This is a genomic window from Paraburkholderia bryophila (genome assembly GCF_003269035.1).
Lineage (GTDB): Bacteria > Pseudomonadota > Gammaproteobacteria > Burkholderiales > Burkholderiaceae > Paraburkholderia > Paraburkholderia bryophila.
Window position 1 is genome coordinate 25,160 of the sequence record NZ_QLTK01000024.1, and the last position, 18,999, is coordinate 44,158.

An 18,999-nucleotide genomic window follows, 5' to 3' on the forward strand; every position below is an offset into this window, starting at 1 on the left:
TTCGGGCGTTCGAGGCGGTTTCGGGTCATGCGTTGACCACGGCAAGCGCCTCTTCTTCGTTCGCGCTTTCAATACGCCGGCACGCGGCCAGGACTTCCCGCAACGAACCTGCATAGCACTCCGCGCCGAGAGCGCTTTGCAAATCGGCGCTCCACCTGTCCGTATCCTGCTTGCCCCACAAGCCGACGACGACATGCACGTGCGGCAAGCGCGCACGCAACCGCCTGACCAGATAGCGCAAATGCGACGGAATGCCGTCGATCTGCAGATACAGAAGACAAACAATGTCGATGTCGTCCGCGTCGAGCCGTTCTATCGCGGCCCGCGAGGCGGCATCGTGCGGCAAGGTCCGCGAGGCGAAGCCGTGCTTGCCGAGTAGCTGCAGCAGAATCGTGGCGGCAAGCGGATCGAGCGGCCCGCGCCCGGGCAGGCAGAGCACACGGTTTCGCGCTGGCTGAGCGGTGTCGCCGGAGCGTCGGGCGGCAGGCTTTGCGAGCACGTCGAGGGGAGTGGCGAGCGGCTTATCCGCCGCTGCGTTGCCCGGGGATAGCTCTTGTATTCTCGGCGGCTCGACGCGCCGCGCCGCGTTGCCTCGCACGGCGTCTGCGCGGTCGGCGTCGGCTGTAACGGACGCAGATTCGGCAGCTTGCGGCTCGTTCGGCGGCACGGTCGGACTCATCGCGCTCCACGTCGGCTCCACAGCTGCCGGCGCGGGCTCCTCGTCTTCGTATCCGTCGAGGGCATCCACCAGATCGTTCGTGGTCGACTCGATCCGCGCGAGCTGTATCGCTGTCACGCTACCGCGTTCCACGTCGTTGGCGGCAAGCTGCAAACCCTTGATCGCCACCTCGTCGTAGTACGCCGACAACGACCGCTCGCGCAGCAGAAGCTCGGCCTGTTCGATCGCTTCGTCCGGATCGCCCGCGAGCGCGCGCTGGTAAAAATTCTCGACGGGCGTCAGCGCCGGCTGATCGCCGAGCAGCACATCGAGAAACTCCAGACGCCGCACATGACGCCCCAGCACCAGCAGGCACAACGTGAGCGGCGTCGACAGAATCAAGCCTATCGGACCCCAGATCCAGCTCCAGAAAATCGCCGCGACCACCACCGAAAACGGCGAGAGCCCAGTGCTATGTCCGTACAGCAGCGGCTCGACCACCTGCCCGACCAGCAACTCGACAGTCGCGAACAGCGCCAGCGAGCCGATCGCCATGGCCCAGCCGGGACTCACCGCGGCAGCGAGCGCCGTGGCCAGCGTCGCCGAAATCCAGATGCCGACATACGGCACGAGCCGCAGCAGCGCGGCGAGAATGCCCCACAGAATCGGACTCGGCACGCCGATCAGAAACAGCCCCGTGCCGATCACCACACCCACACCTGCGTTCACCCCCAACTGCGACACGAAATAGCGGCTGAGGCGCCCGGCGGCTTCATCCATCACCGTCGTCGTGCGATGCAGATCACGCGAACCGAATAGTCTGATCGCGCGGTCGCGCAGATCGTCGCGTTGCAACAGGATCACGATCATCACGACGAACACGATGAACGCCGTTTCGAGCGGACTGATCGCCGGCGACAACACCCGGCGCGCCAGTTCGAACGGCGTCGGGATCGGCTCGCGCACTTCGACGGGCACGGCGGCCGGCGGGTGCGCCGTATCAGGCGAAGCGCTGCCGCGCGATGGCGCCGGCTCGCTCGTCACGCGTTGCAGCGCCTGGCCGGCCGCGCCCGCAAAGCGGTCGAGTTTGCCGATCGTCACGCTGTGGACGGTGTCCATCTTGTGCTGAATGGTCGCCTGGTAGCGCGGCATACCGGACGCGAGATCGGTCAGCTGGGTGGCGATCAGCGTGCCGAGCAGGCCGATCACCGAGATCGACACCAGCACGGCGGCGAACACGGACGCGACATGTCCCAGCCGCAGACGCGCCAGTGCATCCACCAGCGGCGCCACCAGAAAGCTGAGCAGAATGGCGAGCGTGATCGGAATCAGCACCGCGCTCGCCAAGTACAGACACGCAACCACGCCCATGCCGACCGCAAGCGCGATCAGGCTGTCGATGCCGAAAGCGGCGCGCGGTGCCTGAATCTGGGTGGCAGGCCGCACACCGCGTGGGTCGGGCAGGTCTTTCATTGGCAACTACCGGGCAGGCTCCTTCGCGGGTTGCTTGCCGGATTTTTCGCTGGGCGGCTCCTCCACGCCTTCATCGCCGTGTCCCGCTACCGGCTTGCTCTTGCCCAGCGGCGTGTTCTGTTCGACCTCGGCGCGAGCCTGTTCCCAGTACTCGTCGGGCGGGCCCTTCGTACCGGTGGCTTGCTCCCACAGGTAATAGGCACGCTCGCGAATCTGTTCCTCTTGAGAGCTTGGTTCCTGTTCCATTTGATCACCTCGGTTAGACCTGATGAAAACCGGTATCGGTTGAGCTACGCGCGGGCCGCACGAAAACATGGGCGACAGCGCGCAGTTACCGGCAGTCGAGCAAGCGCTATACCTGGCTACGCGAATGTTTCGGGGATGCTCGCATCGATCGATCGACGCGTCGTCATGCCGGGTCGGGCGCTTCGCTTTCGTCCGTGGTGAGCTGTTCTTCAAGACGGTCGAACACGCGTTGCGTTGCTCGGCTCGGCGCTACGAGCGCGAACAGCAGGAGCGAGCGCGCCGTCACCTGGTAAGCGTCGCCAGCGCTGAACTGGGGCAACTCGGCGCGCACGGGCATATTGGTGTCCAGCAGACAGGTCCACCGGTCGCCCTCGGGAATGTCGGGCAGCGTGAAATTGACGACGTCGTGATGGGCGTTCAGCACCAGCAGCAAGGTCGCGTCCGAAGCCGGCCGGCGAATTCCGCTGGCCTGCGCGCGGCCGTCGATCACGAGGCCGAAACAGCGCATCGATGGGTCGTCCCACTGCTCCTGCGACAGATCCGTGCCGTCGGGCGACAGCCAGCGCGCGTCGGTCACCTCCAGCGCCTCGTTGAATTCGCCGCTCAGAAAACGGCCGCGCCGCAGCACCGGCAAACGATGCCTCAAGGTCGTCAGATTCTTGACGAACTCGGTGAGCGCGCGGCCCTCGTCGTCGATCGCGTCCCAGTCGACCCAACTGATCTCGTTGTCCTGGCAATAGGCGTTGTTATTGCCCCGCTGCGTGCGGCCGAATTCGTCGCCCGCGAGAATCATCGGCGTGCCTTGCGACAGCAGCAGCGTGGCCAGCAGGTTACGTTTCTGGCGCTCGCGCTGCTGACGGATCTCGGCGTCGTCGGTCGGACCTTCCACGCCCATGTTCCACGACTTGTTGTCCGAGTGGCCGTCCTTGTTGTCCTCGCCGTTGGCCTCGTTGTGCTTGTCGTTATACGAGACCAGATCGTTCAGCGTGAAGCCGTCGTGCGCGGCGACGAAATTCACGCTCGCCCACGGACGCCTTCCGCGACGATTGAACCTGTCACCCGAACCGGTCAGCCGGGTGGCGAGATCGGCGACCTTGCCCTCGTCGCCCTTCCAGTATTCGCGCACGGTGTCGCGAAAGCGGTCGTTCCATTCCGCCCAGCCCGGCGGAAAACCACCCACCTGATAACCGCCTGGGCCACAGTCCCACGGCTCGGCGATCAACCGCACGCTGGAGAGCACCGGGTCCTGCCGGCAGCTATCGAGAAAGCCGCCGCCTTCGTCGAAACCGTGGGTTTCACGGCCCAGAATCGTCGCGAGGTCGAAGCGGAACCCGTCGACCTTCATTTCCGTCACCCAGTAACGCAGGCTGTCGGTCACCATTTGCAGCACGCGGGGATGCGACAGGTTCAGCGTATTGCCGGTGCCGGTGTCGTTGATGTAATAGCGCGGCTCGTCGGGCATCAGGCGGTAGTACGACGCGTTGTCGATGCCCTTGAACGAAATCGTCGGGCCGCGTTCGTTGCCTTCCGCAGTGTGGTTGTAGACCACGTCGAGAATGACTTCGAGATTGTTGTTATGAATGCGGTCGACCATTTCCTTGAACTCGGCCACCGAGTCCGTCGGCGACGCGAAGAAACGCGGATCGGCCGCGAAAAAACCGATGGTGTTGTAACCCCAGTAGTTGGTGAGACCTTTGTCGAGCAGATAGCTGTCGTTGACGAAGGTCTGGATCGGCATCAATTCGATCGAGGTCACACCGAGGTTGCGTATGTAGTCGAGCACGGGCTGCTGGCCGAGCCCGGCAAAGGTGCCGCGTAGCGCCTCGGGTACTTCAGGATGACGTTTGGTAAAACCGCGCACATGGGTTTCGTAGAAGATCACGCGTTCCCACGGCAACGCGTTGCGTTCCGGATGGCTCCACGAGAAATTGGCGTCGACCACCTTGCACTTCGGCACGAACGGCGCGCTGTCGCGTTCGTCGAACGACAGATCGCCCTCTTCCGAACCGAGCGTATAGCCGAAAATTTCAGGCGCCCATTTGAGTTCGCCGATGTGCGCCTTTGCATACGGATCGAGCAGCAATTTGTTCGGATTGAAACGGTGGCCCTGTTCCGGCTCGTAAGGGCCGTGCACGCGGTAACCGTAGACCGCGCCGGGTTTCAGACCCGGCACGAAAACATGCCAGACCTCGTCGGTATATTCGGGCAATTCGATACGCTCGATTTCTTCCGTACCGGTGTCGTCGAACAGACACAGTTCGACCTTGGTGGCGTGCGCCGAGAACAGCGCGAAATTCACACCGCTGCCATTCCATGTCGCGCCGAGTGGGAACGGCGTGCCTTCGGCAATGCGCGTCGAGAAGTTGGCCTGGGATGACATAGCGTTTCCTGTGAAAGCATGAGCGCTTGCGCGCGAGTTGGGCTCGCTCAATTAGCAACTTCCGGACCTGAGTCGTCGAGGTACAGCCGCGGCACAACTCTTGCAGCCGGCAGGTGGGATCCGATTTACTACGCGATCCACACGCGCCGCAACGAGCGCCCACTGCACATCAAGGGAGAAACCACATCATGCGCCGACTTCATCTCAAACCGCTCGTCGTATCGGCACTACTGCTCGGCACGCTGACGGGTTACGGTCATGCCTACGCACAAGGGGCACCGCAAGCGATTACGGAAAAACGCACCGACGTGGTTCAGCTTGCGAGTGGGTATCGCGCGTCGAAACTAAGCGGCGCCGACGTCTACAACCGGAATAAAGACACTATCGGCACGCTGGACGATCTGATCGTGTCGCCGAGCGGCGATCGCGGCACCTACGCGATTCTTTCCGTCGGCGGATTTCTTGGCATGGGCAAGCATCTGGTGGCTGTGCCGTTCAACGATTTGCAGATCGACAACCGTCGCGTCGTGCTGCCTGGCGCCACCAAAAAATCGCTCGAGACGCTGCCGGAGTTTAAGTACGCGCCGGATTGATGGTTCTGCTGAATCGGCGCGAGGTCGTGGCGAATCGCGCCGCCTTCACGCCATCTTTTTTACCGCTCTCACGACGGCCCCACCGCCGGCAGCGCCGCCGCCGATTCCAGCACCCGCAACAGCCGTTCCGGGGTCAACGGCTTCGCGCAATGCGCATCGAAACCGACCGCCTTCGCACGCGCCCGGTCGTCGCGCGACGCGGAAGCCGTACACGCCACCAGTAACATATGCGAGGTGTCGGGATGCGCGCGCAGACGCCGCGCCAGTTCCAACCCATCCAGACCCGGCATCCTGATGTCCAGCACGACGGCAAACGGCTGCCATTCGCACGCCAAGTCGCACACGGCAAGCGGATCTTCCAGCGCGCGGCATTCGAAGCCGTCCGCGTTCAGCAGCATCTGCAAGGCCTCCGCCGCTTCGCGATAGTCGTCCACCACCAGCACGCGACGGTGCGACGCCATCGCATACTGAATCGGCCGCCACACCACGACGTCGTCGTTGTCGTCCATTCTGTCGTCGAGCCTCACCCTTTTCTCCTTGTTCTTCCGGCGCCCTGTGGGCGCAACCCGCGGCGTGCGCGCAAGATTCGCTCCCGCGATCCGGCAATATGCGTCTCTCATCGGATGAACTCGCGGAGGCGGGTCACGTCGATATCATGCAGTCAAGTTGGGGCGCGTCAATAAAAGACAGCGGTTTTTCCAGGGTTTCCGCTCTGAGGGTTATCCCGCTCGATCGTCGATAAATCCTTTGAGCATAGCGAGCGTGTCGGCGTCGTCGATCGTCTTGTCGGTCCGCCAGCGCAACATGCGTGGAAAGCGTACCGCCACGCCCGATTTATGACGCGGGCTCGCCTGAATGCCTTCGAAGCCGATTTCAAACACCAGCGTGGGGGTCACGCTGCGCACGGGGCCGAACTTCTCGATGGTGGTTTTACGAACGATCGCATCGACCTGGCGCATTTCGTCGTCGGTGAGGCCGGAATAAGCCTTCGCGAACGGCACGAGCGTGCGCATGCCGTTCGCTTCGTCCCAGACCGCGAACGTGAAATCCGTGTAAAGACTCGCGCGGCGGCCGTGACCGCGTTGCGCGTAGACGAGTACCGCGTCGACCGCGAAGGGATCGATCTTCCACTTCCACCAGGTGCCCGATGCCTTGGTGCGGCCTACGCCATACATCGATTCGCGCTGTTTGAGCATCAGGCCTTCCACGCCGCGCGCGCGACTGTCGTCGCGCAGCGCGGCGAGCGTCTGCCAGTCCGGCGCGTCGATCAAGGGCGAGACGCGCAGCAGATCGCGCGCCAGCGTGCCGTCCATCGATGTGGCCAGCGCATCGAGTTGCGCGCGCCGTTGCGCGAGCGGCGTGGTGCGCAGATCCCTGCCTTGCGCTTCGAGCAGGTCGTAGGCGAGCAAGCTGGCGGGCGAATCGGCGAGGATTTTTTTCGTCAGCGTTTTACGCGCAATACGCGGTTGCAGCCGCGCAAATGGCAGAGGCGCATTCGCGCCCGGCTGCCATGCGAGGATTTCGCCGTCGATCACGTAGCCGTCCGGCAACGCGTCGCCGAGCGCCGCGACTTCGGGAAAGCGGTCGGTGATCAACTCCTCGCCGCGCGACCACAACCAGACGCGGCCATCGCGTTTGACGAGCTGTGCGCGTATGCCGTCCCACTTCCATTCGATCTGCCACAGCGACGGCGCGCCGAGCGTCGCCGGCTCGGCCTGCAACGGATGCGCGAGAAAGAACGGATACGGTAAGCCGAGATCGCTGTCGTGCCTGAACTCGCCGTGCTGCGCGTCGGTGTTTTCGTCGGCGGCTTGCGGCGCGATCAGACGCAGATAGCGCGCCGCGTCGGGCTTCTGTTGCGAGTCGGTCCAGCCGACCATGCGTTGCGCGATGCGCTTATGGTCGACGCCCGCGATTTCCGCCAACGCCCTGACGACCAGTTGCCGCGCCACCCCGACCCGAAAGCCGCCGCCGATCAGTTTGGTCAGCAGAAACCGGCCGCTCCAGTCGAGCTCGTCCCAATAGCTGAGCAGACGCGTGCGCAGTTCGTCGGGCGCGATGCCGCGCAGCGTCAGCACGCGCTGCTCGATCCATTGCGTGAGACCCAGTTCGGAACTGCGCTCGGCAGGCGGCAAGATATGCGCGATAGTCTCGGCCAGATCGCCGACCGCGTGATACGACTCTTCGAATAGCCACGGCGGCAGACCGGCCCGTTCCCGCGCGATCTCGGTCAACTGACGGGTGGGCACCGCCTGGCGAGGCTTGCCGCCGGCCAGGAAGTAGGCGGCCCACGCAGCGTCTTCCGGCGCGGCCACGGCGAAATAGGCGGTCAGCGCTTCGAGTTTGTCGTGCGTGGAGGTGCTGGCGTCGAGCGCGGCGTAGAGGGCGGCGAAACGTTTCATCGGGGGTTCGCGCCGGGCAGGGAATCGTCGCGCGGCGCGGGCTGAGCGACGGGTTCGTCGGCCTGCCCGGCTGGGGCATGGCGAGCGGCATCGCTGTCTTTCGCGGCGAGCGCTTGCGGTGGGCCGTCATGGTCTTTCGCAACGAGCACTTGCGATGCGGCGTCGCTGTCCTGCGCGGTCGCGGTCGCGTCGCCGGGCGCTGCATCCGCTGCGTCCGCCGCGTCCGTATCGTCGCCGTATTGCGTTTCAAACGCGCCGGCTTCGAGTCCTTGCTCGCGCAACCAGCGCACCATCGGTTCGACCGAACCATGCGTGACGATCACGCGGCGCGCCTGGGTCGCCTGAATCGCGCTTTGCAGGCTCGGCCAGTCGGCGTGATCCGACAGCACGAAGCCACGGTCGACGCCGCGTCGACGCCGCGCGCCGCGCAGACGCATCCAGCCCGAGGCAAAAGCGTCGCTATAGTCGCCGAAACGTTTGAGCCACGCGCTGCCTTGCGCGGACGGCGGCGCCACGATCAACGCCTGGCGAAACATCGCCTTGTCCTTGCGCTCGATTTCGCTGACCAGCCTGACCGGCGGCAACGGCACGCCGGCTTCGCGATAGGCGCGATTGAGCGGTTCGACCGCGCCGTGACAGAAGATCGGGCCGATGCCGGCGTCGACGCTGGCCAGCACGCGCTGAGCCTTACCGAACGAATAGCAGAACAGCACCGACGCGCGCCCTTCGGCGGCGTTGCGGCGCCACCAGGAATCGATACCGTCGAACACGCTTTGCGGCGGGTCCCAGCGGTAGATCGGCAAGCCGAAGGTCGATTCGGTGATGAAGGTATCGCAGCGCACGGGTTCGAACGCCTCGCAGGTGGGATCGGGGTCGAGCTTGTAGTCGCCCGAGGCGACCCACACGCGGCCGGCGTGTTCGATCCGCACTTGCGCCGAACCGAGCACATGCCCGGCGGGATGCAGTGAGACGACCGTGTTGCCGACGGCAAGTCGTTCGCCGTAAGCGAGCGTTTGTAACGTGATGCCGGGCAAGCGCGACAGCAGCACGTTCGCCCCGGGTCGCGCCGCAAGGTAATGACGATGGCCGAAGCGGGCGTGGTCGGAATGCGCGTGGGTGATCACGGCGCGCTCGACCGGCCGCCATGGATCGATGTAGAAGTCGCCCGCCGCGCAATACAGCCCTTCGGGGCGCGCGACGACGAGGTCCTGGGTGTCGTCGTGGGTGGGATCGTGTTTCACGGGCTGCTCGGGGTCCTGCGCATGGTCTTGCTCGTGGTCCTGATCGTCAAACGCGCTAGTCAATGGCGGCTCCGTTGCGATGGCCCCTCGGCCCGTTGCGAAAAACCCGCGCCGGCTGCCGACCGGTAACCCTTGCCGCGCATCGGCAAGCAAGCTGTATTCCCGACACGAATGCGGCGCGCGTAGCAATGGCGTATCGGGTAGGCGCAAGGCGGCCAGCGCGCGGTTCACGCTCAATCGCACGCCCCTCCCCCCCAGTATGGCTGCGTTCTTGCTTCAGTTCACGCAGCAAAGTTCAGCACGTCGGCGAGGACGCCCCCCATTACCGTCCGCCACGTGCGCCGCGAGGCCCCATGCAAACGCTCATCGACGAACACGCGCTGTATGTCGCGAAACATCCCGGCAGCTTCGTGCTGCAGACGCTGAAGGCGTTCCGCGCGAACCAGGGTTTGCTGCTCGCGGGCGCGGTGGCGTATTACGCGCTGCTCTCCATCGTGCCATTGCTGATCCTGATTGTGATCGTCCTGTCGCGGATGGTCCCGCAGCAGGTATTGTTGACAGCGCTCGGGCATCTTCTGCAATGGCTCGTACCGGGACAATCTTCTGCACTGGTGCGCGAGCTCGCGAATTTTCTGGCGCACCGCGCGGTGATCGGCTGGGTGCTGCTCGTGACGATGATCTTCTTCAGTTCGCTGGCGTTTACCGTGCTGGAAAATGCGATGTCGCTGATCTTCGTGCATCGCGTGGTCGTCAGGCGGCGGCACTTTTTGCTGTCGGCGCTGCTACCGTATTGCTACATTCTGTTTCTCGGCGTCGGCCTGTTGATCGTCACGTTCGTATCGAGCGGACTCGAAGCGATCGGCGCCGAAGGGGTCGATCTGTTCGGCCTGCACGTATCACTGCAAGGGCTCTCGCGGGTGGTGCTGTATCTGCTGGGCCTCGCCGGTGAAATCTTCGTGCTGACCTCGATCTATCTGGTCATGCCGGTCGGCAAGCCGTCGCTCAAACACGCGCTGCTCGGCGGCGTGGTTGCAGCCGCGCTGTGGGAAATCACCCGCCACGTGCTGGTCTGGTATTTCGCCACGCTCTCGCAGGTCAGCGTGGTGTACGGCTCGTTGACCATGGCGATCGTGATCCTGTTCAGTCTCGAATGGCTCGCCACGCTTCTGCTGTTCGGCGCTCAGGTGATCTCCCAGTACGAACGCTTCGGACTCGAACCGGCGGCCGCGCCGGTGCCGACCATCAAAACCGGCTGAAGCCGTTTCATGACGAACTGCCTCGCGTTGTCAATGCATGTCGCATGACCGGTGCAGCATGTCGCACGCCAACCTCGATTTGCCCTGAGACTGCGGTAACATCCGTCGAAGCCGGCGGGCCGGACGCAATCGCCGTTTCATGCCCAGCAGGCCTCAGGACATCACGATGAGCATCGCGCAGCGCCACGACCTACCGAATACCGCCAGCGGCAAACCAGTCACGGTGCCGGCCATTCACACCTCGACCGGGCCGCGAGTCCCATAACGCAATGTCAAGCACGGACCGCCCGCAGCCTTCCGCCGACGCATTATTCGAGCACGCCGCCTGCGGCCTGCTGCTGACCGATCACCTCGGCCGTATCCTGCGTGTGAACGCGACTTTCTGCGGTTGGCTCGGTTACGACGCCGCCGAACTCGTCGCGTCGAAGCAACTGAACGATCTGCTGAGCGCCGGCGGCAAGGTGTTCTATCAGACGCATTGGGCGCCGCTGCTGCAAACCCAGGGCTCGGTGGCCGAGATCAAGCTGAACATGGTGCACCGCGACGGCCATATGGTGCCGATGCTGCTCAACGCGGCATGCCGCCGTCACGACAACGCCGACTTCCTCGAGATCGCGGTGCTGATCGTCGAGGACCGTCATAAGTACGAGCAGGACTTGCTGCTCGCACGGCGCAACGCGGAGGCTTCGGTGGCCGCGCATCAGCGTGCCCAACAGGAGCTGCAGGAAAGCCGCGACGTGCTGAGCCTCGCCATGCGCGGCGCGCGCATGGGCGCGTGGTCGCACGAGCCGAAGTCCGGCAAGTTCTGGTGGAGCCGCGAACTGGAAGCGCTCGCGGGCTACGCCGAAGGACGCTTTGCCAGGATACCCGGCGGCTTCTTCGAGCTGATTCATCCGGGCGACCTGATCGCGCTCAACGAGGCGGTGGCACACGCGCTGGCGAGCGCCGACGATTACGTCGTGGAATTCCGCTTTCTGCATGCGAGCGGCGACTGGTGCTGGATGGAAGGCCGCGGCCGCGCGACCTACGACCGTCAGGGCGAGCCGCTGACCGTCTACGGTCTCGGCACGGACATCACCGAGCGCAAGGAAGCGCAGACCGTGCTGCTGCGCCAGGCGGCGATTTTCGAGCACCTGAGCGACGCGATCGTGATCACCGATCTGCGCGGCAATATCACCGATTTCAACGTCGGCGGCGAGCGCATGCTGGGCTATCGGCGACGCGAGATTCTCGGCAAGCCTGTCACGATGTTCCACCCGCAGCAAGCGGCGTTGCGGATTCGCCGCGAAGCCTTCGCCGCCCTCGCCGCCGAGGGCACCTGGCGCGGCGAGTTGCCGTTCGTACGGCGCAACGGTTCGCACGGCGTGTGCGACACCGTCGTCAAACCGCTCGCGAACGCGCGGGGCGACATTTACGGCGCGGTTTGCGTGAGCCGCGACATTACCGAGCGCCGCCGCGCCGAGCAGCAACTGCAGCGCCTGAATCTCGAACTCTCGAAAGCCGACCGTCGCAAGGACGAATTTCTCGCCACGCTCGCGCACGAGTTACGCAATCCGCTCGCGCCGATGCGCAACGTGCTCGAAATTTTGCGGCTCAAGGAATTCGCCGATCCCCAACTGAGCTGGTCGCGCGACGTCTTCGACCGGCAGTTGCAACATATGACGCATCTGGTCGACGATCTGCTGGAGGTCTCGCGGATCACGCAGGGCAAGCTGGAATTGCGCAAACAACGCCTCGAACTCGCCCGCGCGATGCAGTCGGCCATGGAAGCGGCGCGGCCGACCGTGCAGGCTTCATCGCATCATCTGAGCGTGACGTTGCCGCGCGAACCGATTTATCTCGACGCCGATCCCACGCGCCTGTCGCAGATGATCCTGAATCTGCTGAACAACGCCGCCAAGTACACACCGCCCGGCGGCCGCATCTCGCTCGCGGCGGAGCGCGAAGGCGACGAAGCGGTGATCGTGGTGCGCGACTCCGGTATCGGGATTCCGCGCGAGCATCTGGACAGCGTGTTCGAAATGTTCTCGCAACTGGCGCCCGCGCTCGACCGCTCGCAAGGCGGACTCGGCATCGGTCTCGCGCTGGTGCGCGGGCTCGCGGAACTGCACGGCGGCACGGTGGCGGCCTTCAGCGACGGCGCGGGCTCCGGCAGCGAGTTCATGATCCGCCTGCCGCTGTCGCGCGCCGCCTCGGCACCGGCCGACCGTGCCGCACCCGAGCCCGCGCTTGCGGCCGGCCTGCGGGTCGTGATCGTCGACGACAACGCCGACGCCGCCGACAGTCTCGCGATGGTGCTCGAACTCGAAGGCCACGAAGTGCGCACGGCCGGCGACGGTCTCGCGGGGCTGGCGTTGATCGGTGAATTCGCGCCGCACGCGGTGATTCTCGATATCGGTTTGCCGCGGCTCAATGGCTACGAGGTCGCGCGGCGGATTCGTCGCGACTATGGCGGCGCGAGTCTTCTGCTGATTGCTGTGACGGGCTGGGGGCAGCAGCAGGACAAACAGACTGCCGTGGAAGCGGGCTTCGATCATCACTTCACGAAACCGGTCGATCCGCGCGAGTTGCAGCAGGTGTTGGGGCGGCAGCGGGTTTGAGGCGGCGATGGTTTGCAATCGTTGCGCGTTTAAGCCCTGCCGGCAGCCCTTGTTAAACTAACGCGCTCATGTCCCGCCTGCCCTCCATGCTCACCGACTTCGCCGCCGTCCTGACCGCCCATGCCCTGTACTCCGCCTGCGGGACGCTCGTTCATGCTTGACGAGGCTCAGGTCACCCGCGCCCTCACCGCGCGCGGCATCGAGCCCGACGCCAGCCAGCGCGACGCGATCGCGGCGCTCGTCGCGCTGCTGCATCCGCAAGCCCGGCGCGGGATCGACGAAGCGACGTCCACGCGCCAAGGCGTGTATTGCCACGGGCTTCCCGGCCGCGGCAAAAGCCTCGTGGTCGACACCGCGTTCGAACTGGCGGCATGCGGCAAACGGCGTTTGCACTTCCACGAATTTCTGCGCGAGATGAACCGGCGGCTCGTCAGCGAACCTCGCGGCGACGACCGGCTCGGCTCGGTCTCGCGGCAGTGGCTCGACGGCATCGACTTGCTGTGCTTCGACGAATTCCATGTACACGATATCGCCGACGCGTTCCTGATGGGCCGTTTCCTCGACACCGCGATCCGCCTCGGCACACGCATCATGCTGACCTCGAACTACGCGCCGGGTGCGCTGCTGTCCGATCCGGAATTTCACGAACGTTTTCTGCCGACCATCGAACAGATCGAGCGTTGCTTCACCGTGATCCATTTCGACGGCGCGCGCGACTATCGTTTCGGTGGCGAAGAAGCCGAGGCGCCGCGATTCTTCGCGCCGCTGGACCCGTCGAATCACGACGCGCTGCGGCAGATTTTCGTGCGCCACGAAGGCGACGATGCGAGCCTCGAACCCGTCACGCTGAGCGCGGCGGGCCGGCCGCTCACCGCGCGCGCAGCAGGCGCGGCCTTGTTGTGGGCGGACTTCGACAGCTTATGCGTGGCGAGCCGTTCGCACCTCGACTATCTCGATCTCGCCGGGCAATGGCATGGGCTGATTGTCGACAACCTGCACACCGACCGGCTGACGAAATCGCCTACGTTGCAGCGGCTGGTGTGGCTGGTGGATATTTTCTACGACCGCAAACGCGCGCTGTTCATCGCGTCCGATCAACCGATCGAAGCGGCGCTCGCGGGCCTCGCGGGCGCGCACGATCTGTCGAGAACGCTGAGCCGGCTCGCGGAGATGCAGTCGCGCGCGTATCGGAACACGCTCGAAGATGCCGCCGCCGGCGTCGGGCGAACCGCCCTCGCGCCTTGATTCGCGCGTAGGCTGGAAACGCGGGCGGGTCGGCTGCGCGCATTCTGCAAATCTTGCAACGTGACGGCAAATCCTGCGCGAGAAGGCCGCCCACTCGGCCGACGCTCATGCCTATTCATCAGGTGAAACGACGAAAGCGGCTCGTCCGACAGGCAGGCGGGAATGGGCCCTGCTACCGGCGCAGCGGACTCATTCTTCTGCGGATTACCCTCAGCCTCGTTCGTCGCCATGATCAGAACCGCTTCTGTCGTTGCCGCGCTTTGCGCGGCCTGCCTCACGTCGGCCTGTGTACATATCGGGCCTTCCCGTCTCAAAGCCGACCAGGTCGATTACGCCCGCGCGTTGGGCGACGCCAAGAAACGCGAGATTCTCGCCGCCGTGGTCGGCCTGCGTTACGGCGATGCGCCGGCCTTCCTGAGCGTCAGTAGCATCATCGCCGCCTACACGTTCGACGCCACCGGCGGCGCCACCGCCAACGCCGGTTCGGGCAGCCAGCCGAGCTACGCGCTCGCCACCGGCAGCGTGTCCTATTCGAATCACCCGACCTTCACCTTCACACCGACGACCGGCGACGCATTCGCGTCCGCGTATATCCGGCCGCTCGCGCCATCGCTGGTATTACCGCTAGCCGAAGGCGGCATCCCGATCGATCTGTTGCTACGTATCACCGCGCAATCGGTGGGCGGTCTGCAGAACGGCAACGCGCTCGGCGGAGAAAACAGCGCGGGCGCGCCGGGTTTCTTCGAATTGCTGCAGGCGCTGCGCCGTCTGCAACTCGCAGGCGAACTGAATGTCGAGTCGCGCCAGGCCGACGGCAAGAGCGGCCAGATGGGCGTGTATCTGGTGATGGGCGCGGCCACCAGCGGCGAGTCGCCGCAAACCGGCGCGGATCTCGCGCGGGTGCGCCGACTGCTGCATCTGTCTTCGGCGACGCGCACGTATGAGATCGTCTATGGGCCGTCGTCGTCGAAAAAGGGCGACACTATTCCGATGGTGACGCGCTCGGTGCTCGGCATTCTGAGCGATCTCGGCGCACAGGTGCAGGTGCCAGTCGCCCGTATCGACGATGGGTCGACCAAGCCGACCGTGGGTCTGATCGGCGGCGAGACGCGGCCGACGATCATCGTCCATTCGGGCAAGACGCCGCCCGACGATGTGTACGTGATGATTTCTTATGGCCCGTCCGCGTATTGGGTGGACCGCAACGACTTCGATTCGAAATACGCGTTCACCGTCGTGCAGAATCTGATGGCGCTGGCGGAAGCGGATACGAGCAGCAAGGCGCCGGTGGTGACGATTCCGGCGAATTGATCGGGGCGTTTGTTGAAACCGAGGCTGGCGGTGTGACGTAAAAAACCGGCGGGTTTTATGAACTGTGAACTGACACCGCCGGTTTTATACTACGCATCATGCAGTTCAAAGCGAACCGAACTCATGCGATAAGAAGCGCCTAACTCCGCTTGCCCTGCACTCTCGCAATCTGCTGCTTCGCCGCCTCGTACACATGCTCCGGCGTAAAGCCGAACTTCTTCTTCAGTTCGGCGAGCGGCGCGGACGCGCCGAACGTGTGCATCACCACCTGCGCGCCGTGCCGTCCCACATAGCGATCCCAACCCAGCGACGCCGCCTGCTCCACCGCCACACGTGCAACCACGTCATCCGGCAGCACCGATTCCTGATACGCCTCGTCCTGACGCTCGAACACATCCCACGACGGCATCGACACCACGCGCGCCGCAATGCCTTCGCCCTTGAGCTTTTCGTAGACGTCGACGCACACCGACAATTCACTGCCGGTCGCCATCAGGATCACCTGCGGCTTCTGCCCGTCGGGCGCGTCGGCAAGCACATAGGCGCCCTTCTGCACGCCCTTTGCCGACGCATAACGGCTGCGGTCGAGCGTCGGCAACGCCTGGCGCGAGACGACGATGCACGACGGCCGCCGCGGATGCGAGAGCGCCACCCGCCACGCTTCGGCCACCTCGTTCGCGTCGCCGGGGCGCAGCACGGTCAGCCCCGGCACGCCACGCAGCGACGCCAGTTGCTCGATCGGCTGATGGGTCGGACCATCTTCGCCGACGCCGATCGAATCGTGCGTGAAGACGTAGATCGCCGGCACTTCCATGATCGCCGACAGACGGATCGGCGGCTTCATGTAGTCGCTGAAAATCAGGAAGGTCGAACCGAACGGCCGCAGATTCGACAACGCGAGGCCGTTGACCGCCGCGCCCATGGCATGTTCGCGAATGCCGAAGTGCAGATTGCAGCCGCCGTAGTTATCGGCTTCGAAGCTGCCCGCGCCTTCGAATTTCAGATTGGTCTTGGTGGACGGCGACAGATCCGCCGCACCGCCGATCATCCACGGCACGCGCGCGGCGATGGCGTTGAGCACCTTGCCTGACGAATCGCGCGACGCGACGCCCTTCGGGTCCGCGTCGAACGTGGGAATATCGCTGTCCCAGCCGGTGGGCAATTCGTGCGCTTCGATCAACGCGAGTTCGCGCGCCAGTTCCGGATACTGCTTGTGATAGACATCGTGCTTCGCGAGCCATTCGGCGCGCGCCGCCTTGCCGCGCGCGCCGATGCCTTGCGCGAAACGTTCGTGCACGCCGTCCGGCACGTAGAAGAATTTGTCTTCGGGCCAGCCATACGCTTTCTTGGTCAAAGCAACTTCTTCGACGCCGAGCGCTTCGCCGTGTGCCGCCGAGGTGTCCTGCTTATGCGGCGAACCCCAGCCGATAATACTGTGCACCACGATCAGCGTCGGCCGGTCCGTGATGCTTTTCGCCTCGACGAACGCGGCTTCGAGCGCGGCGGCGTCGTTCGCGTCGTTTACGTGCAGCGTGTGCCAGTTGTAGCCGCGAAAGCGGCTTTCCACATCGTCGCTGTACGCGAGGTCGGTGTGGCCTTCGATCGTCACGCGGTTGCTGTCGTAGATCCAGATCAGATTCGACAGTTTCAGATGGCCCGCGAGCGACGCCGCTTCGTGAGAGATGCCTTCCATCATGTCGCCGTCGCCGCACAACGCGTACACGCGGTAGTCGAATAGCGGCGCGTCCGGCCGGTTGAAGCGGCTCTCGTACCAGCGCGCGGCCATCGCCATGCCCACGCTATTGCCGAGCCCCTGGCCGAGCGGTCCCGTGGTCGTTTCCACGCCGGTGGTCATGCGGTATTCGGGATGGCCCGGCGTCTTGCTGCCGAGTTGGCGGAAATGTTCGATGTCGTCGAGCGACACGGCAGGTCCGCCGGTCACGTTACCGTCGTCGTCCACGGCCTTCACGTTGGCCAGATGCAGCAGCGAATACAGCAGCATCGACGCATGCCCGACCGACAGCACGAAGCGGTCGCGATTCGGCCACAGCGGTTCGTCCGGATCGTAACGCAGATGGTTTTGCCACAGATGGTAAGCAACCGGCGCCAGCGCCATCGGCGTGCCGGGGTGACCGGAATTGGCCTTTTGCACGGCGTCCATGGCCAGTGTGCGAATCGTGTTGATGCACAACTGGTCGAGGGCGGGATCGTTTTGCATGGGGACACTCCTTGTTCGGCGGTGGAGAACATGGCCGGCATGCCGCGCCTCATTCAGCGATTCGGCGAGCGCGGCCGGTGGTGGTGTTCGGGGGGTAACGCAGGCAAACCGCACAGGCTCACCGATGATGCGCCGATGCGCGCGATTCTGCACGCTAGTTGCCAGGCCAACGCGACAATCCGCGCCGTACGGACGATGGATCTTTCAGGACGCTTGCGGTATCGGCTTCGACGCAGGGCCAAACCGCCGCGCACGTCGCGTCGCATCGCTCCGTTTCAGGCCGCGTGCAGCCATAACTCGACCAGCGGGCCGAGCTTGCCGTCGATCGGATCCATCGGCGGAAACGGCAGTGCGTTCATCGCGGCCATGTCTTGCGGTGTGAGCGCTTCGCGACGAATGTCCCACTGCTGCCCTTGCGGATAACCGCCCACCACCTGAAAATGCCGCGCGAACGATTGCAGGCAATGGCCCGTGCCGGCCGGCAGCAGCAACGCATCGCCCGCGGACACGGTCACCACCCGGCCGCCCGGACCGCCGACGATCACCTGCGCGGAACCCTCCGCGATGCCGAGCACCTCATGCGCGCTCGCATGGAAATGGTGATAGTCGAAAATGCCGTCGCGCCATTGCGGCGGCCATTCGTTGCGCTCGAACAGCATCTCGAACGCGGCGGCGAGGTCGCCGCTATCGGGCAAAAGTGCCCGGCGATAAATCACCACCGGTAGTTTGCGGTTGTTCGGCACCCAGTCATGCGGCTCCAGCATGAAGGCTTCGTACTCGGTCTGCGCCGCGTCGAAACCGTGCTTCGAATCGTTGAACATGGTTCGCTCCTGTGCGTGCTGCGAGTCAAGCGGCGGCGGTGTGCGTTGCCTTTTGCGGAGTTGCCGTGTTGTGGCGCCGCTTATTCCTTGCGCTGCGACTCGCGGCCGCCGCCGCCCGGAGGCTCGCCGTGCTCGCCGGTGCCCAGCGGGACTTCGGCGGTCTGCGCGGGACGCTCCGACGAACGCGGTGGATTGGTGGCCTTGTCGACGCCGGTCTGCTCGACGGGTTCGATGCCGAGTGGACTCGGTTCGACGTAATGCGTGCCGCTCGGTTTGTTGCGCTGTTTCGTTTCCGGCGAGATGTGCCATACGTTGGTGGTGGTGCGGAATTCGCCGTGCTGGGGGGCGCTGTTGTCGCTTCCGCCGCTATCGTTGTGTTGCGCGTCGCTCTGCTCCATGTCGCTCTCCTTGACTGGCCTGTCGGCTATTTGATCGGTGCAGCAACAATCGGTCCCTGTCTGTGAAACGCGCCGGATGGCTTCGCGCGACGCTTGCGCCGACTTGATAGACGTGGGCGTTGCGGCGCTGAACGTGGAGGTCACGGCCGTTGTTTGT

The 18,999-nt window shown here is 64.6% G+C and carries 14 protein-coding genes; 5 read left to right on the top strand and 9 right to left on the bottom strand.

All coding sequences use genetic code 11. The annotated features are described in order from the left end of the window. Nucleotides 1-25 precede the first annotated feature (25 nt). From BX591_RS26770 to glgX, 3 genes are all read right to left on the bottom strand, one after another. Nucleotides 26-2,131 carry an AI-2E family transporter gene (locus BX591_RS26770; protein ID WP_111934342.1) on the bottom strand — a complete coding sequence of 702 codons (2,106 nt, stop codon included), beginning with the start codon at nucleotides 2,129-2,131 and terminating at the stop codon, nucleotides 26-28. A gap of 6 nt (nucleotides 2,132-2,137) precedes the next feature. After that, nucleotides 2,138-2,377 carry a DUF2934 domain-containing protein gene (locus BX591_RS26775; RefSeq protein ID WP_111934343.1) on the bottom strand — a complete coding sequence of 80 codons (240 nt, stop codon included), beginning with the start codon at nucleotides 2,375-2,377 and terminating at the stop codon, nucleotides 2,138-2,140. Between the two features lie 163 nt (nucleotides 2,378-2,540). Beyond that, on the bottom strand, nucleotides 2,541-4,757 hold the full coding sequence (gene glgX, locus BX591_RS26780) for a glycogen debranching protein GlgX (protein WP_111934344.1): 2,217 nt from the start codon (nucleotides 4,755-4,757) through the stop codon (nucleotides 2,541-2,543). Nucleotides 4,758-4,945: 188 nt separating this feature from the next. Here glgX and BX591_RS26785 point away from each other — a divergent pair, with 188 nt between their 5' ends. Next, complete coding sequence (locus BX591_RS26785; RefSeq protein WP_176343127.1) at nucleotides 4,946-5,350, top strand: PRC-barrel domain-containing protein; 405 nt, start codon at nucleotides 4,946-4,948, stop codon at nucleotides 5,348-5,350. Nucleotides 5,351-5,418: 68 nt separating this feature from the next. On the opposite strand, the gene BX591_RS26790 is transcribed toward BX591_RS26785, so the two are convergent. From BX591_RS26790 to BX591_RS26800, 3 genes are all read right to left on the bottom strand, one after another. Beyond that, nucleotides 5,419-5,877, bottom strand: coding sequence for a response regulator (locus tag BX591_RS26790; RefSeq protein ID WP_111934345.1), 459 nt, complete (start codon nucleotides 5,875-5,877; stop codon nucleotides 5,419-5,421). Nucleotides 5,878-6,069: 192 nt separating this feature from the next. Beyond that, the gene (locus BX591_RS26795) at nucleotides 6,070-7,752 is read right to left on the bottom strand and encodes an ATP-dependent DNA ligase (protein WP_111934346.1); all 1,683 of its coding nucleotides are present in this window, start codon (nucleotides 7,750-7,752) and stop codon (nucleotides 6,070-6,072) included. After that, a complete protein-coding gene (locus BX591_RS26800; RefSeq protein ID WP_244147134.1) occupies nucleotides 7,749-8,993 on the bottom strand; it encodes a ligase-associated DNA damage response exonuclease in 1,245 nt (414 codons plus the stop codon). Before BX591_RS26800 ends, BX591_RS26795 begins: the two co-directional genes overlap by 4 nt. Nucleotides 8,994-9,346: 353 nt before the next feature. Here BX591_RS26800 and BX591_RS26805 point away from each other — a divergent pair, with 353 nt between their 5' ends. The 4 genes from BX591_RS26805 to BX591_RS26820 all read left to right on the top strand — a co-directional run bounded on the left by BX591_RS26805 (nucleotide 9,347) and on the right by BX591_RS26820 (nucleotide 15,405). Beyond that, nucleotides 9,347-10,249, top strand: a complete 903-nt coding sequence (locus BX591_RS26805) for a YihY/virulence factor BrkB family protein (protein WP_111934347.1) — start codon at nucleotides 9,347-9,349, stop codon at nucleotides 10,247-10,249. Between the two features lie 269 nt (nucleotides 10,250-10,518). Beyond that, entirely contained in the window at nucleotides 10,519-12,849 is a 2,331-nt protein-coding gene (locus tag BX591_RS26810; RefSeq protein WP_111934348.1) for a hybrid sensor histidine kinase/response regulator, read from the top strand. Between the two features lie 153 nt (nucleotides 12,850-13,002). Continuing rightward, complete coding sequence (gene zapE, locus BX591_RS26815) at nucleotides 13,003-14,094, top strand: cell division protein ZapE (protein WP_111934349.1); 1,092 nt, start codon at nucleotides 13,003-13,005, stop codon at nucleotides 14,092-14,094. 228 nt (nucleotides 14,095-14,322) lie between these two features. After that, entirely contained in the window at nucleotides 14,323-15,405 is a 1,083-nt protein-coding gene (locus tag BX591_RS26820; RefSeq protein WP_111934350.1) for a hypothetical protein, read from the top strand. A gap of 139 nt (nucleotides 15,406-15,544) precedes the next feature. Here BX591_RS26820 and tkt read toward each other — a convergent pair whose 3' ends face one another. From tkt to BX591_RS26835, 3 genes are all read right to left on the bottom strand, one after another. Then, the gene (gene tkt / locus BX591_RS26825; RefSeq protein ID WP_111934351.1) at nucleotides 15,545-17,623 is read right to left on the bottom strand and encodes a transketolase; all 2,079 of its coding nucleotides are present in this window, start codon (nucleotides 17,621-17,623) and stop codon (nucleotides 15,545-15,547) included. Between the two features lie 275 nt (nucleotides 17,624-17,898). After that, nucleotides 17,899-18,444 carry a cupin domain-containing protein gene (locus BX591_RS26830; RefSeq protein ID WP_111934352.1) on the bottom strand — a complete coding sequence of 182 codons (546 nt, stop codon included), beginning with the start codon at nucleotides 18,442-18,444 and terminating at the stop codon, nucleotides 17,899-17,901. An 80-nt stretch (nucleotides 18,445-18,524) separates the two neighbouring features. Next, the gene (locus tag BX591_RS26835; protein WP_244147130.1) at nucleotides 18,525-18,842 is read right to left on the bottom strand and encodes a hypothetical protein; all 318 of its coding nucleotides are present in this window, start codon (nucleotides 18,840-18,842) and stop codon (nucleotides 18,525-18,527) included. Nucleotides 18,843-18,999 lie beyond the last annotated feature (157 nt).

Bases quoted from the DNA above. Each gene is read 5' to 3' on its own strand.
- BX591_RS26820 (WP_111934350.1), top strand. From the start codon at position 14,323: ATGATCAGAACCGCTTCTGTCGTTGCCGCGCTTTGCGCGGCCTGCCTC.
- BX591_RS26835 (WP_244147130.1), bottom strand. From the start codon at position 18,842: ATGGAGCAGAGCGACGCGCAACACAACGATAGCGGCGGAAGCGACAAC.
- BX591_RS26810 (WP_111934348.1), top strand. From the start codon at position 10,519: ATGTCAAGCACGGACCGCCCGCAGCCTTCCGCCGACGCATTATTCGAG.
- BX591_RS26795 (WP_111934346.1), bottom strand. From the start codon at position 7,752: ATGAAACGTTTCGCCGCCCTCTACGCCGCGCTCGACGCCAGCACCTCC.
- BX591_RS26785 (WP_176343127.1), top strand. From the start codon at position 4,946: ATGCGCCGACTTCATCTCAAACCGCTCGTCGTATCGGCACTACTGCTC.
- glgX (WP_111934344.1), bottom strand. From the start codon at position 4,757: ATGTCATCCCAGGCCAACTTCTCGACGCGCATTGCCGAAGGCACGCCG.
- BX591_RS26805 (WP_111934347.1), top strand. From the start codon at position 9,347: ATGCAAACGCTCATCGACGAACACGCGCTGTATGTCGCGAAACATCCC.
- BX591_RS26830 (WP_111934352.1), bottom strand. From the start codon at position 18,444: ATGTTCAACGATTCGAAGCACGGTTTCGACGCGGCGCAGACCGAGTAC.
- BX591_RS26775 (WP_111934343.1), bottom strand. From the start codon at position 2,377: ATGGAACAGGAACCAAGCTCTCAAGAGGAACAGATTCGCGAGCGTGCC.
- BX591_RS26770 (WP_111934342.1), bottom strand. From the start codon at position 2,131: ATGAAAGACCTGCCCGACCCACGCGGTGTGCGGCCTGCCACCCAGATT.
- tkt (WP_111934351.1), bottom strand. From the start codon at position 17,623: ATGCAAAACGATCCCGCCCTCGACCAGTTGTGCATCAACACGATTCGC.
- zapE (WP_111934349.1), top strand. From the start codon at position 13,003: ATGCTTGACGAGGCTCAGGTCACCCGCGCCCTCACCGCGCGCGGCATC.